Genomic DNA, 16,429 nt, shown 5'->3' on the forward strand with positions numbered 1-16,429 from the left:
GCAGGGTGAGAGCGGAGAAGAGTCCCGACGTGGTCCACGCGCACATGATGACGGGCGCGGTACTGGCGCGCATCGGCCGGGGGCGCACGCCGTACACCTTCGTCACGACGATCCACAACGAATTCCAGCGCGCGTCGAACCTGATGGGACTGGGCGATCGCGTGGTTGCCGTGAGCGAGGCCGTGGCCCGCTCGATGGCACAGCGCGGCATTCCCGAAGCGCGGCTGTGCGTGGTGCGCAACGGCATCATCGGTGCGCCGCGCTTCGAGCGTGAAGGCGCGACCGTGCCGGTGCCAGCCTTGCATCGGCCGAACCTCGTCACCGTGTCGGGATTGTATGAACGCAAGGGCATTCATGACTTGTTGCACGCGTTCCGGCATCTGAAGTCGCGTGTCGAGCAAGCACAGCTCTATATCGTTGGCGATGGGCCGGACCGCGCGAAGCTCGAAGCGCTCGCGCTGGAACTCGGCGTGAAGGACAGCGCGCATTTCCTCGGCTATATCGCGGATCCCCGGCCTTATCTCGCCCAGGCCGACGTGTTCGTGCTGCCTTCGCACAGCGAGACTTCGTCGCTTGCCATCATGGAAGCGCGCGAGGCCGGTTGCGCGATCGTGGCGACGAACGTCGGCGGCATACCCGAAACGCTCGATCAAGGCGCGGCCGGCATCATGGTTCCGGTCTCGGATCGCATCGGCTTGGCGGGCGCCGTCGAGCGGCTGTTGCTGGACGACGAGAGCCGCCGCACATGGCAACTGCGCGCAGCGCAGAACCTCGATGCCTTCTCCGCTCAGCGCGTATGCAACGAATACATGCAGATCTATGCGGGGGCAGCGGCGCTGCACCGGACGCCATCGATGAAGGAAGCCGCGCACTTCGCCGATGGCCACGACATGCCCGGCCGATGACCTTCTTAGAAGCCGTATTGCACGCGCCCTCCCGACCCTTCGAGCCACGAACATGAACACGCCCGAACTCGATCGACTAGCCCTTCCCCTTGTGCCCACGGCACGGGATGCCGCACCGGAAGACACTCGCACGCGGACCGTGCTGTTCGTGGATCAGGCCGGCGAACTGGGCGGCGCGGAGTTCGCCTTGTTGCCACTGGCCGCCGCCTGTGCTTCGCGTGGCGAGGTCGTGCTGCTTGCCGAGGGGCCGTTTCGCAACCGGCTGGAAGCGGCCGGCGTGCGCGTGCAGACGCTCTGCAACGAACGTGTCTCGGGCATCGACCGGGAAGCCATGCGCCTCGGCTGGATCCGCGCGCTGCCGGCCATCCTCGCGCAGATCCGCTCGATCGCGCAGGTGGCGCGCCGTCACGACGTGCTGTTTCTCAATACGCAGAAAGCGCTCGTGCTCGGTGCGCTCGGGGCGCGCCTGCATCGGCGGCCGGTGGTCTGGTATCTGCATGACATCGTGTCGGCGGATCACTTCGGGCGCGTGCAGCGGATGCTCGTCAAGTGGATCGCGCGTCATGCCGTCGACAGCATCATCGCCAATTCACGCGCCAGCGCGGACGCGCTCGTGGCGCTGACGGGACTGCGCGCCGATGACATCACCATCGTGCACAACGGCATCGATACCTCGGCTTTCGCGCAAACCGATGCCGGCGATATCGGCGCGCTGCGCGAGCGGCTCGGACTGCCGCGCGATGCGTGGCTTGCAGGCTTGTTCGGACGCCTCGCGCCCTGGAAAGGTCAGCACATAGCCATCGAAGCGCTTCCGCGTCTGCCCGAAGTCAATCTCGTGCTGGTGGGCGCGGCGCTGTTCGGCGAAGACGCGTATGAAGCGCGTCTCAAGCAACTCGCGCAACGTTTGGGCGTCGCGAATCGAGTGCACTTCGCGAACTTCCAGCACGACATGCCTTCTTGGATGCAGGCCATGGATGTGATCCTCCATACATCGACCGAACCGGAGCCGTTCGGCCGCGTCATAGTGGAAGGCATGGCGGCGGGACGGCCCGTGGTTGCGTCGGCGGCGGGCGGTGTCGTGGAAATCATCCGGCATCTGGAGAACGGCTGGCTGGTCAAGCCCGGCGATCCCGCAGCGCTGGTCGAAGCCATCCGCGTGATTCGCGCCGCGCCGGAGTTCGGGCAACGGCTCGCCGAGCGCGCGCGCGACGACGCACAGCGGCACTTCTCCCTCGATCGATATGTGACTCAGATGACGAGCGCAATCGCCGCCGTCAGGCGCTGAAGACGTTCTCGCCGCTTGCATTGCAGGGAGCCACGATGCGGGCTCCCTTGCCTGGCGTTACTTCGCGCGCCCCGGCGTGGCCGCCGCGTACGAGCTCACATAGTCATAACTGCGCTTCTCGCTGCGACGGCGCGGCATCGCATTGAAGATCGCACCGACCACCCGCGCACCCGTACGGTCCAGGCGCTTGAGCGTCTCCTGCAACTCGCGCTGGGTCTGCACGGACGGACGAATCACGAGCACGGTCGAACCGGCGTGAGCGGCAATGATGCTCGCATCGGTGGCCGCGAGAATGGGCGGCGTATCGACGATGACGAGGTCGTAGGTCGAGCTGAAGAGCTTGAGCAACTCCAGCATGCGCGGCGTCGACAGCAACTCCGACGGATTGCACGGATACTCGCCGGCCGGAATGAAGGACAGGTTGTTCACGCCGACCGGGCGGATCGCCTCATCCCACTCTATCTTTCCCGCCAGCAATTCCGCCATGCCGCTGGTCTTCTCCTGACCGAAGCGCGCGGCAAGATGGCCGCGCCGCAGATCGGCGTCGATCAGCAACACGCGCTTGCCGGTCTCGGCCTGGAGCACTGCGAGATTCGCCGATACAAAGCTCTTCCCCGTGCCGGGCGTCGCGCCCGTCATGATGAGGATGTTGTTGGGCGCATCGCTGATGTCGAATTGCAGCGCGGTGCGCACATTGCGCAAGCCTTCCAGCGAGAGGTCATCGGGCCACTGCATCGCCAGCACGAAACGCTTCGCGGCTTCGCGCGCATCGGAAGCGGCAGCCGCGTCCTCGGTCACGGGCTCGCGAGGCGTGGACTTGAGTCTCGCGAAGAGCTCGCTGGCCATGGTCTGAACGTCGTGGCTGCGCGGCATGACATTCGACGCAAGCAGCGGAACCGGGCTGCCGCCCTTGTTCACGCGCGCCTGCTCGTTGCTGAACAGCACCGTGCCGAATACCGGCAGATGCAGGCGCCGTTCGACGAGATCCGGATCTTCGACACCCGACGAGACCTGCCGGCGCACGAACAGGAAGATCAGCGCGACAACCGTGCCGAGCACCGCGGCCATCAGGATGATCAACGCACGCTTCGGCTTGATGGGCACGGAAGGCCGCAGCGCACTGTCGATGATATGCACGTTGCCGATCGTGCCGGCCTGCGTCACGGCCAGCTCGTTCGACTTGTTCAACATCGCGACGTAGATCTCTTCGGCAACCTTCATGGAGCGCGTCAGGTCCGCGGACCTGCGTTCCGAGGTCGGCAGGTTGGTGAAGCGCGCTTCGAACTTCTGCTTCGCGGCCTTGAGCAACTCGATCTGCTTGTCGACGGTGCGGACTTCACGCGCGTCCGGCACATAGTGGTTCAGCAGTTCCGCACGCTGGACGCCGAGCGTGGCAATCTGCCGGTCCAGGTCGATCGATGCCTGAAGATAAGAAGCGTATTCGGTGCTGGGCTGCATCGACCCGGCGGTGATCTTGTACTGACTCAGCTCCGCTTCGGCATTCTTCAGTTCATCGCGCATGCGCGGCAGTTCGCTGTCGACGAACGCGCGCATCCGGCTGGCTTCCTCCCGACGCTGCGCGATATGCAAGGTGATATAGGTCTGCGCGATGGCATTCGTGACTTCAGCGGCCAGCGTCGGATCGCTCGTCTCATACGAAATCTGCACCACGCCCGTAGCCTTGCCCAGTTCAGTCACGCGCAACTGGCGCGAGAAACGCTCGATGGCGTTGAGCTCGTTGTAGCGCACGACCGTGAACCGCGTGTCGGGCCGCGCATCAAGGCTCGTCACCAGCATCGTGACGCCGTTGCCGGTGGCCTGCTTGCCCACCTCGCCTTCCACCAGCACACGGCCCGCCGCATCCTGCAGGCGATAGCGATTGTGCTCGAGCGCCGCGAACATCATCGGCTTGTCTTCGAGCTTGGGTGGCACGTCGAGCGTATCGATCGCCACGTGCTCCCCGCCCCACGCATACGAGTCCAGACCGAAGAAAGCGGGCAAGGGTGTACCGGGCGTCGCGAATTTCTCCGTGATGGTGCCCAACACCGGCATCTTCTTCGGCGTCACCGAAACGAACAGCCTGTATTCATCCAGCACCGGGCCGAGCACCTTGCGGCTCTGGATGATCTGCATCTCGGCGTCGGTCGGCAGGGTTCCCTGGAGCACCTGTGCCTGCTGTTGCGATTGCGGCGTGACGCCGAGCCCGTTGGGATTGGGCATATCCACTTGCAGGACGGCATCCGCGGAATACGTCGGCGTGGCGAGGAAGGCGTAAATTGCCGCGCCTGCGACCGCCGTGGCAATGATGAGAATGACGACTTTGAGGTTATCCGTAATCAGCCGCGACAACTCGGCGGCGGCCGCCCATGTTTCATCTCCTGCGCGCATCAAGGCGGGCCCAACGTCGATTCTTCGCTGTTCCATGTTCGTCTTTTCCTGTTCACACGGCCTTTCGAAACAGTTATCCCGCTCGGCGAGTCGCCTGCGGATGAGCGAAGCTTGCGAAACCAACATGCGCGCGGCACGGGAATGCCGCAATCGAAGCACCGGCCGATGACATCGAAACTGCCTTAATGCAATGTCATGCCGGAATGGGAACAGATTGAACGTATCGTTCGATGAGCCGGGCGATACGCATGAGACGATTCGTCAAACGATTGCATCCGAAAGCATCGCGCAACTTATGGAGTCCGTATGTTGCGAAACGCACGGACCCCGTCGGCGCCATAACTTACGACGAAACGATTACCGGATTTTTGATTGAACCGTCAATGAGGATGAGCTTTTCATTCAGTTGATGTACTGATTGAAAATCCGGTGGTTCGGAGGTAGTGGCCTGGCTGCGCAGACAAGCAGCCGTTCCCTTTTTATCATTCTCTGCGGCGCGCATGGGCACGCCGCATTTTCTCAGGGAACGGTGCGCGATTAGAACTTACTTCGGGTTCGCGGCGATGAACGCCTTGACCTTGGCGTAGCTGGTCTTCTGGGTCTTGCCGTCGTCCTGGATCACGCCGTAATTGCCGTCGCCGCCATTCGATGCGTCGTCATACAGCTGATACAACTCCGTGCTCTGGATGTTGTATTTCGCGGCCAGCGTGGCGAAATCGCCCAGCATCTTGTTGCCGACGATATACGAAGCAATCGTGCTCTGCGAACCCATTTCCGGACGTGCGCCGTATTCCGTCAGCCAGATCGGCTTTCCATACGAAGCCATTTTCTGCAGGGCGTTATAGCAACCCGTGCCGCCGCAGGCATTTTCAATATCGCCCATGTCCGAATACCAGTGGAACGCGACTGCGTCGACCTTCGGAATCTGGTGGCCGCTCGAGCCATCCGGACCCGTGCCGCCGAGAAGCATGTCGTCGAAGCCAAAGTGCAGCCAGCTGATCGAGCTGAGGATAATCGGCGTAGTGGTATCGACCGAGCGAATGCCGTCGATCGTGCCGTTAATCACGCCACGGCCCTTGGAAAACCACGTGTTGTCGTAGTCGGAAGGCTTGTTGCCGTCGCCATTGCCGACCAGCGCCGCGTTTTCCATTTCATTACCGACTTCATAGACGGGTACCGAGCCCTTCATCGCGGTTGCGCTCGCCTTGCCGAGTGCATAGGCGCGGTTATAGGCATCGGTTTCGTTGCTGCCCCAGTCCGAGTTATTCGGTCCGATCGTCGGGTAAATCGTCACGCAAGGGCCGGAAGTGGCTTTGGCCTGCTTTGCAAACGCAGCGACGTTGTTGGCGCCCCATTGATCGATGACGTCGTTACGGTAAAGTGCAAAACCGAGATCCTGCACTTGCGCAATCTGGGTGGCGAAGCTGCTTTTCGAATAAGCGCCGCCCATGTTCAGGTGGCCGTTGATGCCGTAGAACGTCGATCGGGTGCCCGTCGAGCAGGTGACGGCCGAAGGCGTGGCATTGGTTCCGGTTGCCTGGGTGCTCTTGGTCGTGCTGTGGTTGCGGGCGCGATTCTGCACGGCTGCCGGCGAATCGGCGGCGTTGGCGACTGCGTCGGGGCCGGTGGTATCGGAACCGCCGCCACATGCGGCCAAGGTCAGGACAACGGAGGAAATGGCAAGCGATGAGAGGAGTAGTGCGGGCTTTCTCATGAGATTACGTATGACCAATTATCGGATTGAAAACAGCGCGCGAACGAGACCCTCGGGAGTCGTGCCCCGATAAAGATCAAGAACCGCATGACCTGCGAAGGAAGACCGTTCGCGCGGCGACCGGCCTACGAACCTGGCGGGAAGCCGGCAGCGCAAACGTTTGCGATGCCATCCGCTATGGAGAAGGATTCGGCGCGACGATCAGGGACTGCGTTAGTCGTGTCCCATGTCGCATCGGGGCGTTCAACGTGCCCAACACGTTCGAATACAGTCGCCAAGACAACGGCAGGTGTCCGAATAATACTGACCATTGGCCGTTACAGTCCGTAACCGAGATGTATCCGGCTGTAACTTATGATAAGACCTGTAATAATATTATAAGTAGTGGTTAGCCCGTGCTATTTAGGGCGACCCGGCCCCTTTATTAGGCCTCCATAGGTATTCTTCAGATGTTATCACATGCCGCCGGAAGGTTCGTTCCGGCTTGGTTGAAACCCTTCTGAAGCGCTCCCGGCAAGGCTCTGGACGACGTCCGTAGCCTTCCGCTTAGCGCTTCGTACCCTTCACTACTTAGTTATCTTTATTTCTCATATCAGCAGTTGATTTCAGGTTTTCAGGCCGAGACCGCTTCCGAACTTTGTGCTTTTTGCTTTTTGTACTATGTAAAGACATAACCTTTTTATACCGATCAGCTTTTATTGTTTCAGCATTAAGAGGTAATTCATACCCGGCCTTGGGAATGAAGAAATAGCTGAAAAAAATGCAATTTAATCCGATCGTTCGGAGAGATCCGCACTGCGGGGAGAGAAAACTGAATCGCGGAGGGCGCGAGAAAGGAACGTCCGACTGTTCGGCCAGGTCTGGCCGTCTTGGGTTTGAACTGACAAAGGAGGGAACTGCACTACCGAAGCGGCTGGGTTCGATTGTTTCGATCCAACCGTTTTTTATGCGCTCGATTTGAATGAGTCTGCGCTGGCGCTGCACTTGGTCTCCTGCACCTGCCCTGCTCCGATGGTTTTACCCGATCAGATGTGACACTTGCGGTGTAATTTCCGGTTCCGAAAGCACAATCGGTTCGTTCAGCAGAGTGCGGTTGTTACGGCGGCATCCCTGCAGGTCCGCCTGAAACTGTGCAAGACGCGTCGTCACGAACGCCTGGAACAGCGCCCTGAATTGCTCCGCGCTGAATCGCTCGGCGTTGTGCCGGCAATTTGCCGGCTTGAACAAATGCGAATTGCATTCGAAGAAATCCACGGCACCGCGCAACGACTCCCACGTCTGCTCAGGGAAGAACACCCCCGTTGGCCGATCCTCCGGCAACGGAATCACCGATTCCAGCGCGCCGCCCTTGCCATACGCGATGACGGGCGTGCCACACGCCTGCGCTTCCACCACGGAAATGCCGAAATCTTCTTCAGCAGCAAACACGAACGCCCGCGCTCGCTGAAGATGATCTTTCAAGACCTCGAAAGGCTGGTAGCCAAGCAATTGCACATTGGGACCCGCAAGCGCTTTCACTTTGCGCATTTCAGGCCCGTCGCCAATGACAATCAGGCGCCGTTCAGGTGTTTCGGAAAACGCCTTGACGATGAGATCGATACGCTTGTAAGGCACGAAGCGCGACGCCGTGACGTAGAAATCTTCCTTGTCTTGCCGCATCGGAAGATGACTTACATCGACCGGTGGATAAATCACCGTCGCATCGCGTCCATAGAATTTTCGAATTCGCCTCGCGACAAATCCTGAATTGGCAATGACGTGATCGATTGCATTAGCCGTGCGGGCATCCCAACCGCGAACGTAATGCAGCAATACGCGCGCGACCGCGGATTTCAATCCTTTGCTGATGCCGGCTTCTTTCAGATACTGGTGCTGGAGATCCCATGCGTAACGTATTGGCGAATGGACGTAACTCACATGAAGCTGATTCGGTCCGGTGATCACGCCTTTGGCAACCGCATAAGAACTCGATATCACCAGATCATAGCTGGATAGGTCCAGCTGTTCGATTGCAATCGGCATGAGCGGCAGGTAGTTGCGGTACTGCCGGCGCGCAAAAGGCAGTTTCTGGATGAATGACGCACGAACCGGACGTCCGTTCAGACAGGTTCTATCCTTCAGAAAGTCGACGATCGTAAAGATATCGGCCTTGGGAAAGCAATTGACAATCTGCTCCAGCACTTTTTCGGCACCGCCGGAAACGACGAGCCAATCATGAACGATGGCAACTTTCATGCGTTCCTCGCATTCGGTGAAAACTTATTTTCAGAAATCGCGGGGTTGCTGAACGGCCTGTATCTGTTTCCCTCCAACCTTCCAGTTCGGGTTCCGAATTAATAATTAAGAACGTGTTTCGGTTTTCGGCGACGAGCTACACGTCCCGCGGAACACGTACGGCTTTCGATGCACATAATGCCCGCGAGCCCTTTGGACCACACGGGCGACTGGCAAACGTAAAATCACGCGAATAGAGGATCACGGTTCCGGAGGAGCCTTTATTCGATACTGCATGGCGCGCCCCATACTGGACTGTGGGATAGCGCACACAGATATTTCTTTCATTTGTCTGAGTTGGAAGAATTTCGTTTTCCTGCATATTCGTTAGTGAAGACATTGGGTTTTCCACTATTCATCTGTCTATTGTTGAGATCGATAAATTGACATCAAGCTGACTGATTGCTGACTTGCCATTCCATAGGAAAACTGAATCTCTTTGAGTGAGCGTTATCGGCCAGGCCGAAGAAGCTCATCTCCGGATACGGATTGGGCAAACACTGTTTCTGGATGGAAAGACGATCGATATGTCCGCGACGAAGCTGTAAGCGACGTCTGGAAATAAAGCTTTTTCTTTCCGTGGGTGAAGCTTATCCAGGCATTGATAGCCTGCTGATCACACCGTGAATGCGCTTCTTCCTGACACCCAGTTTTCGGCGACAGTTTGAACGCCGCCCGGCAGCAACGAACAGATTGGAGGCGTGCGACGCATGGCTTTCGGGATGTATCGTCGCAACGCATGGCGACGATACGCAATGGCTCGATCCTGCCACCGCGGGCAGGGTTCGCGACTCTTTCCCGACGCTTGCGCCGCCGGGCAGTGGCGATGGTTTTATGGCCCTCTCTCTCACGTTCGGAATCCTGAGTTATTGATCTGAAGATCGGATTTCTTGATTCGATGGAAGCGCTGACTCGAATCGTCGCAAGCCGCACCGACGATCAAACTTCAGTCGATTCCATCGTGCGATTATTACGTCCGAACAATCGTTGTTACGGTTTACTAACCTTTTGAACCGCACGTTCGGTATGTAATTACCCTCTCGCTTTTATCCGTCGGAAAGAATGCTATTCGGACAAGAAGCTTAACAATGTGCGAGCGCGCACATTCTTGGGCAGGCATGTTTTGTCAGAGGTTTTTCGAGTTTTCTTTATTAGCCGATCACGCCCATTCGTAATGAAGCCGGACAACGGGGAAGGCGGATTTCCATTCGAAGATCGCGTTCCTGCCCAGCCCGACAAAGCGGACATTCATTCCGCAAAGATCGAATCAAGGAGTCTCATCGGAGGATTGCTGCCGACATGGCGCAAGCCTGTAAGATGGCGGACCGCACGAATGCATGCTGCGTGCTTCATTCTTATCCCGTTGGACTTCGAGGATTTTCGCCATGACGGCTGCAACGCAATTCGACCAGGTTTCCGTTATCAAACGCGCCAACGTCTACTTCGACGGCAAGTGCGTATCGCACACCGTCCTCTTCGCGGACGGCACGAAAAAGACGCTCGGCGTGATTCTCCCGGGCCAGCTCAACTTCGGCACCGACGCCCCGGAACTGATGGAAGTTCAAGCCGGCTCCTGCCGCATTCGCCTGGACGGCAGCGAGGATTGGCAAACCTATGGCGCGGGCGAGTCGTTCTCGGTGCCGGGCAAGAGCCGCTTCGACATCGACGTCACTGAAACGCTCGACTACATCTGTAGTTATCTCTGACGTCTCCCGTACGCGCTGCAGTGCCTCTGTCCAATTTTTTCGTCTGTCCACGTTTCGTGTACACTGCTGAAAATTGGACAAATGGACCTTCCATGGCAGCGCGTGTCGAGCCTCGACGAGAACATCTCGAGCACATGGCGGATGCAGCGGCGGCGGCGTTCAGCAACGCCACCGGGCTGGTGGCGCGCCGCGTGAAAACGCCCAGGGGCAGCCCGCAGGATGCCGCCATCGAATTTCGCGCCGGCGCCATGCGCTTCAGGCGACTTGTGGTCGTGCGCGAAACCGTCGACCGGTTCAGCGCCCTTACGGTCGCCGCCGCGGCGCACACTGAAAGGCTGACGCTCGTCACCACCCATCTTTCGCCGAACATGATCCAGGCATGCCGGGAACTCGATATCGATGCGCTCGATCTCGCCGGCAACGCCAGTCTCATCGAAGGCAATTGCGTCGTGATCGTTTCGGGGCGCCCGCGTGTCGCCGAAAGCCGGACGCGCCGCGCCAGAACCTGGACCCGATCCACCCTGCGCGTCACGCTCGCCTTGCTCGTCGATCCTTCCCTGCTGGAGCGCGCCTATCGCGATATCGCGCAGACCGCGGGCGTCAGTCACGGCACCGTGCAGAACGCGGTGCGTGCGCTGCTCGAACATCGCGATCTGATCGAACGTCCGGACGGCGGCGGCCTGCGTTTCGCGGATCGCGAACGGCTGATCGACGAATGGGTCACACTCTATCCGCGGCAATTGCGCGAATCGCTCGTGCTGGGACGCTATCGTGCCGATTCGAACGACTGGTGGCGCGATGTCCCCGAACTCCCCGGCCAATGCCAGTTCGGCGGTGAACCCGCGGCCGCCATCCTGACCGAGTATCTGAAGCCGGCAAGCGTCACGGCATACTGCGCGGAGACCGTGCCGCGCGAGTGGCTCATGAAGGCGCGGCTGCGTCCGGATCCCGCCGGCAACGTCGAGTTCCTGCGCGCGCCGGTCAAGCTTGCACCTGTGGAGGGACTGCCGCCGAACGTGGTCGCCCCGCTGCTCGTCTATGCCGATCTGATGGCGAGCGGCGATCCGCGCAATCTCGAAACCGCCAGGATGCTGCGTGAACGCTACCTTGCCGCTTGAACTGCTGCCGCATCGTCCGCTCGCCGCACCGGTCGCGGCGATGCTGCGCGAAGTCGTCGCGGCGTCGCGGGCCACGGGCATTGCGTGGTTCGTCGGCGGCGCGAGCGCGCGAGACCTGTTGCTGACGCATGTGCACGACATCGAAGCCATCCGCGCCACTGCTGACGTGGACATCGGCATCTCGATCCAGAGCTGGACCAGCCACGACGCGCTGCGCAGCACGCTGATCGCCTCGGGTCATTTTCACGCGCCGAAACGCTCGGCGCATCGACTCGACTTCAGCGCGCCGCATACCGGCGAGCGCACCTGGCTCGACATCGTGCCCTTCGGCGGCGTGCAGGACGAACACGGCGAGATTGCGTGGCCGCCGGATCAGTCGGTGCGAATGAATGTCGCGGGCTTCCGGCAGGCGCTCGAAGCCGCGCTGCCCGTGCGCATTGCCGCGGATCTGATCGTGCCGGTGGCGTCGCTGCCCGCGCAGGCGATGCTGAAGATCGTCGCCTGGCAGGACCGGCACGCGTCCGACCGCAAGGACGCCATCGACCTGTTGTTCCTGATGGCGCGCTACGCCCAGGCCGCCCAGCTCGACCGTCTTTACTCCGATGCCTTCGATCTCGTCGAGCGTCACGGCCACGATCCCGACATCGCCGGCGCGGCGCTGCTGGGCCGCGATACGGCGGCGCTCGCGACCGGCGATGTGCGAGCGCAACTGCTCGCCATCCTGCGCGTGGACGACCCCGCGCCGCCGCTGCTCGACCACATGCTCGGCTCGCGCATTCCGGTCTTCGACGCCGATACCAGCGAACGCATCGCCGCCCTCTTCGACGCCTTCCGCCATGCCTTCAGCGAAACCGCGCCGTAGCGCGACTCAGCCGTTGCGGAACAGATAGCTGTAAGCGTTGAGCGCCGGCACGCCGCCGAGGTGCGCGTACAGCACCTTCGAGCCCTCGGGGAATTCGCCGTTGCGCACCATCTGGATCATGCCGTCCATTGACTTTCCTTCGTAGACGGGATCGGTCAGCACGCCTTCGAGCCGCGCGCACAGGCGGATGGCTTCGAGTGTGCCGTCGTTCGGCAAGCCGTATTCGGGGCCGCCGAAGCGCGTATCGAGGATGACGTCCTCGCGCGTGAGATCCTGGCCCAGGTCGACGAGTTCGGCGGTGTGCTTCGCGATGCGCAGGATCTGCTCGTGCGTCTGTTCGGGTTTCGCCGACGCATCGATGCCGATCACGCGCCGCGCCCGACCGTCCGCCGCGAAGCCGACGACCATGCCGGCCTGCGTGCTGCCCGTGACCGAACACACGACGATGTAGTCGAACTTGAAGCCGAGTTCCGCTTCCTGCGCGCGCACTTCTTCCGCGAAGCCGACGAAACCCAGTCCGCCCAGCGGATGCTCCGAGCAGCCCGCCGGCACCGGGAACGGTTTGCCGCCGGCGGCGCGCACGCTTTCCATCGCCTCCTGCCAGCTTTTGCGGATGCCGATGTCGAAACCATCGGCGACGAGACGCACGTCCGCGCCCATCATCCGCGACATCTGGATATTGCCGACGCGGTCGTAGACCGCATCCGAGTAGTTGACCCAGTTTTCCTGCACGAGCACGCACTTCATGCCGAGATGCGCCGCGACCGCCGCCACCTGACGTGTCTGGTTGGACTGCACGCCGCCGATCGACACCAGCGTGTCGCAGCCCTCGGCGAGCGCTTCCGGAATCAGGTATTCGAGCTTGCGGGTCTTGTTGCCGCCGAACGCCAGTCCGCTGTTGCAGTCTTCGCGCTTGGCGTAGAGCTCGACCTTGCCGCCCAGATGCGCGGAGAGGCGCTTGAGCGGCTGGATGGGCGACGGTCCGAAGGTGAGCGGATAGCGGGGAAAACGTTGCAGGTTCATGGTGAGCATCCTCCTGATGATGGAATTCTGGCCGACGCGCGTGAAGCGTTGCCTTGAAACAATGCTAGAGAATCCTCGCAGTGGATGGGTTGCAAAAGAATTCGCTTTTTCCTAACGTTCATTCACCAATTTCCGTCATGGCAAACTTTTACGGTGTTTAAGCGACTTCAAACGCAATGAAAAAAATCCCGCCCCCCGCAAACGCCCTTCTGACGGCGCATCAGACCGACCGGGTCGATCGCGCCATCCTGCGGCAATTGCAGCGCGACGCATCGATCTCGAATGTCGCCCTGGCTGAAAAGGTCAATCTGAGTCCGCCCGCATGTTTGCGGCGCGTCGAACGGCTGCGCGAAGCGGGGCTGATCCGCGCCACGGTCGCGCTGCTCGATCCGAAGGCGCTGGACGCCGGCATGCTGGTGGTGATCGGCGTGATCCTCGACCGCTCCACGCCCGACTCCTTCGATGCCTTCGAGAAAGCCGCGCAGAAGGTGCCCGGCTGCATGGAGTGTCACGTCGTGACCGGAGAGTTCGACTTCTTCATGCTGATCCGCACGCGCGACAGCGACAGCTTCAACCGCCTGCATGCCGAGAAGCTGCTTTATCTGCCGGGCGTGCGGCAGATTCGCACTTTCGTCGTGTTGCGCGAGATTCTTTCGACCACGGCATTTCCCATCGGTGAGACCGCCGGCACGAGGCCGGCATGAGCCGACCACGCGCCCGACGGTCAGCCTGCTGAAAAATTACGCTAGGATTCAGGGTTTTCTTGTCTGAGCAACCCGTTTCGTCGTGACCGCGTCTGATCTCAAAGCCCTGGCCCGGGCGCTTCTCGGCCAGCTTGTCGGCCAGTTGCAGGCCCGCCTGCTGCCTCGGCTGCGTCCGCATCTGCGGCCGCGTACATTGCTGCTTCTGCCCGCGCTATTCGTGCTGTACGTCCTGGTGCTGATTCCGTTCACGCCCGGCATCCGCGACCTGCGCCGCGCCAAGGTGGATCAGCCTGCGCAGGTCTATTCCGCCGATGGCAAGCTGCTCGCCGAATTCAAGCCCACGCATCGCGAATGGGTGAGCCTCAAGTCCGTTTCGCCGCAGGTCGTCGACGCGCTCATCGCGACCGAAGACCGGCGCTTCTACACGCATCACGGCATCGACTTCAAGCGCACGGCATCCGCCGCGCTGCATACGCTGAAGGGCGACCGGCAAGGCGGCTCGACGCTCACGCAGCAGCTCGCGCGCAATCTGTTTCCGGAGGAGATCGGCCGCTCGCAGACGCTCACGCGCAAGCTGAAGGAAGCCATCACCGCGTTCAAGATCGAAGCCGTCTATTCGAAGGACGAAATCCTCGAAACCTATCTCAACACCGTGCCGTTCCTCTACAACGCGTACGGGATCGAGATGGCCGCGCGCACGTATTTCGGCAAGTCGGCGGGCGAACTCGACGCCCTCCAGAGCGCGACGCTCATCGGCATGCTGAAGGGCAACAGCTATTACAACCCGGTGATCAATCCCGAGCGCGCGCTCGACCGGCGCAACATCGTGCTCGGCCAGATGGTGAAGTTCGGCCATCTGCCGGCCGCGAAGCTCGACACGCTCGTCAAGCGGCCGTTGCGCATCGACTTCGAACGCCAGACCGAAGAGCCCGGCCGCGCGCCGCATTTCGCGCAACAGCTGCGCAAGTGGCTGATCGCGTGGGCCGACGACAACGACTACAACATCTATTCCGACGGCCTCGTCGTGCGCACGACCATCGACTCGCGTCTCCAGACCATGGCGACCAGCGCGCTCGTGTTGCAGGGCAACCAGTTGCAGTCGATCGCCAACGCGGCGTGGGGCACGCGCGGCGGCTGCGCGAAGGCGAACGCGGATCTCGCGCACGCGTTCATCCGCGAAACGGGCGAGTACCGCGCGGCGCGTGACGGCGGCATGAACGACGCCGACGCCCTCGCGAAGCTCGGCGCGGACCGCGGCTTCATGCAGTCGCTGTGCGAGAGCAAGACGCGCGTGCAGGCCGGCTTTGTCGCGCTCGATCCGCGCAATGGCCAGATCAAGGCCTGGGTCGGCAGCCGCGCTCTCGCGCAGGATCCGTTCGATCACGTCGCGCAGGCCCGCCGCCAGCCCGGCTCGACCTTCAAGCCCTTCGTCTATGGCGCGGCGTTCGAACACGGCGCGAAGCCGACCGACACTATCGTCGATCAGGCCGTCGAGATTCCGGTCAACAGCAACGAAACCTGGCGTCCGACCGACGATGCCCCGCCGAGCGGCAAGGCGGTCAGCCTGCGCGACGGCATCGCATATTCGAAGAACCGCATCACCGCGCAGCTGATGGAATCGGTCGGGCCGGGACGCGTCGCGGGGCTCGCGCGCGACATGGGCGTGCGCGAGAGTCATCTGGACGTCGTGCCGTCGCTTGCGCTCGGCACAAGTCCGGTCACGCTCAAGGAGATGGTGTCGGCGTACGGCACGATCGCGAACGACGGCAGTTATATCGAGCCGCTGCTCGTCACGCGCATCGAGAACAAGGACGGCGAGGTGCTCGCGCAGTTCGAGAACGCACCCGAGCGCGCGCTCTCGGTCGATGCGACCCGCAAGCTCGTCGACGTGATGCGCGACGTCATCAATCGCGGCACGGGCACGACCATCCGCACGCGCTTCGGGATTCGCGGCGATGTCGCGGGCAAGACCGGCACGACGCAGGACAACGCCGACGGCTGGTTCATCCTGATGCAGCCGCAACTGGTGGCGGGCGCGTGGGTCGGCTTCAACGACAGCCGCGTCACGCTGCGCAGCGACTACTGGGGGCAAGGCGCGCACAGTGCGTTGCCAATCGTCGGCGATTTCATGCAGCGCGCGCTGCGCGCGCGTCTGATCGACGCGCGCGCCCGCTTCGACACGCAGGAAACGCCGGGGCTGTGGGAAACCACGGTGACGCGCCTGCGCGCGTGGATAGCGCAGACCTTCACGAAAGAGCCGAAGCCGAGCGCGACGAAACAGACTGCGCCGCAGAAATCCGTCCGCGTGAAGCGCGCGCCAGCCGAGCCGGAGGCCGAAGTGACCGAAGCGCCGCCGCAGCCGCAGACGCAGCCGCCCGTCTTCACCACCATGCCGCCGATCCTGCCGGAGCCAGCGGCCGCGTCGGCGCCACAATAAGGCGGCGCGCGCC

Annotated in this window: 11 protein-coding genes; 7 read left to right on the top strand and 4 right to left on the bottom strand. The window is 61.5% G+C overall.

The genetic code is table 11. The features are described from left to right. Positions 1 to 5 precede the first annotated feature (5 nt). Positions 6 to 905 (top strand): glycosyltransferase family 4 protein, encoded by a 900-nt coding sequence (locus QCE62_RS21135; RefSeq protein WP_309922774.1) that lies wholly within the window; start codon positions 6 to 8, stop codon positions 903 to 905. Positions 906 to 957: 52 nt separating this feature from the next. After that, positions 958 to 2,190 carry a glycosyltransferase family 4 protein gene (locus QCE62_RS21140; RefSeq protein ID WP_309922776.1) on the top strand — a complete coding sequence of 411 codons (1,233 nt, stop codon included), beginning with the start codon at positions 958 to 960 and terminating at the stop codon, positions 2,188 to 2,190. 57 nt (positions 2,191 to 2,247) lie between these two features. On the opposite strand, the gene QCE62_RS21145 is transcribed toward QCE62_RS21140, so the two are convergent. The 3 genes from QCE62_RS21145 to QCE62_RS21155 form a co-directional block, all read right to left on the bottom strand. Beyond that, positions 2,248 to 4,614 carry a polysaccharide biosynthesis tyrosine autokinase gene (locus QCE62_RS21145; protein WP_309922778.1) on the bottom strand — a complete coding sequence of 789 codons (2,367 nt, stop codon included), beginning with the start codon at positions 4,612 to 4,614 and terminating at the stop codon, positions 2,248 to 2,250. Positions 4,615 to 5,122: 508 nt separating this feature from the next. Further along, entirely contained in the window at positions 5,123 to 6,292 is a 1,170-nt protein-coding gene (locus QCE62_RS21150) for a glycosyl hydrolase (protein WP_309922780.1), read from the bottom strand. Positions 6,293 to 7,309: 1,017 nt separating this feature from the next. Further along, positions 7,310 to 8,527, bottom strand: a complete 1,218-nt coding sequence (locus QCE62_RS21155) for a glycosyltransferase family 4 protein (protein WP_309922782.1) — start codon at positions 8,525 to 8,527, stop codon at positions 7,310 to 7,312. A 1,424-nt stretch (positions 8,528 to 9,951) separates the two neighbouring features. Between QCE62_RS21155 and QCE62_RS21160 the strand changes: the two genes are divergently transcribed. The 3 genes from QCE62_RS21160 (at position 9,952) to QCE62_RS21170 (ending at position 12,252) form a co-directional block, all read left to right on the top strand. Then, positions 9,952 to 10,272: a pyrimidine/purine nucleoside phosphorylase gene (locus tag QCE62_RS21160; RefSeq protein ID WP_309922785.1), complete on the top strand. Its 321-nt coding sequence runs from the start codon at positions 9,952 to 9,954 to the stop codon at positions 10,270 to 10,272. A gap of 92 nt (positions 10,273 to 10,364) precedes the next feature. Next, positions 10,365 to 11,390: a type IV toxin-antitoxin system AbiEi family antitoxin gene (locus QCE62_RS21165; RefSeq protein WP_309922787.1), complete on the top strand. Its 1,026-nt coding sequence runs from the start codon at positions 10,365 to 10,367 to the stop codon at positions 11,388 to 11,390. Beyond that, entirely contained in the window at positions 11,368 to 12,252 is an 885-nt protein-coding gene (locus tag QCE62_RS21170; RefSeq protein ID WP_309922788.1) for a nucleotidyl transferase AbiEii/AbiGii toxin family protein, read from the top strand. Before QCE62_RS21165 ends, QCE62_RS21170 begins: the two co-directional genes overlap by 23 nt. Positions 12,253 to 12,258: 6 nt before the next feature. Here the strand turns inward: QCE62_RS21170 and QCE62_RS21175 are convergent, their stop codons facing one another. Continuing rightward, positions 12,259 to 13,275, bottom strand: coding sequence for a 1-aminocyclopropane-1-carboxylate deaminase (locus tag QCE62_RS21175; protein WP_309922790.1), 1,017 nt, complete (start codon positions 13,273 to 13,275; stop codon positions 12,259 to 12,261). Positions 13,276 to 13,451: 176 nt separating this feature from the next. Here QCE62_RS21175 and QCE62_RS21180 point away from each other — a divergent pair, with 176 nt between their 5' ends. Together QCE62_RS21180 and QCE62_RS21185 are read left to right on the top strand one after the other, a co-directional pair. Next, the gene (locus tag QCE62_RS21180; RefSeq protein ID WP_309922792.1) at positions 13,452 to 13,979 is read left to right on the top strand and encodes an Lrp/AsnC family transcriptional regulator; all 528 of its coding nucleotides are present in this window, start codon (positions 13,452 to 13,454) and stop codon (positions 13,977 to 13,979) included. 82 nt (positions 13,980 to 14,061) lie between these two features. After that, entirely contained in the window at positions 14,062 to 16,416 is a 2,355-nt protein-coding gene (locus QCE62_RS21185; RefSeq protein WP_309922794.1) for a transglycosylase domain-containing protein, read from the top strand. Positions 16,417 to 16,429: the final 13 nt, after the last annotated feature.

This window comes from Caballeronia sp. LZ033 (genome assembly GCF_031451265.1).
Classification (GTDB): domain Bacteria; phylum Pseudomonadota; class Gammaproteobacteria; order Burkholderiales; family Burkholderiaceae; genus Caballeronia.

Bases quoted from the DNA above. Each gene is read 5' to 3' on its own strand.
- QCE62_RS21150 (WP_309922780.1), bottom strand. From the start codon at position 6,292: ATGAGAAAGCCCGCACTACTCCTCTCATCGCTTGCCATTTCCTCCGTT.
- QCE62_RS21160 (WP_309922785.1), top strand. From the start codon at position 9,952: ATGACGGCTGCAACGCAATTCGACCAGGTTTCCGTTATCAAACGCGCC.
- QCE62_RS21155 (WP_309922782.1), bottom strand. From the start codon at position 8,527: ATGAAAGTTGCCATCGTTCATGATTGGCTCGTCGTTTCCGGCGGTGCC.
- QCE62_RS21145 (WP_309922778.1), bottom strand. From the start codon at position 4,614: ATGGAACAGCGAAGAATCGACGTTGGGCCCGCCTTGATGCGCGCAGGA.
- QCE62_RS21175 (WP_309922790.1), bottom strand. From the start codon at position 13,275: ATGAACCTGCAACGTTTTCCCCGCTATCCGCTCACCTTCGGACCGTCG.
- QCE62_RS21180 (WP_309922792.1), top strand. From the start codon at position 13,452: ATGAAAAAAATCCCGCCCCCCGCAAACGCCCTTCTGACGGCGCATCAG.
- QCE62_RS21165 (WP_309922787.1), top strand. From the start codon at position 10,365: ATGGCAGCGCGTGTCGAGCCTCGACGAGAACATCTCGAGCACATGGCG.
- QCE62_RS21140 (WP_309922776.1), top strand. From the start codon at position 958: ATGAACACGCCCGAACTCGATCGACTAGCCCTTCCCCTTGTGCCCACG.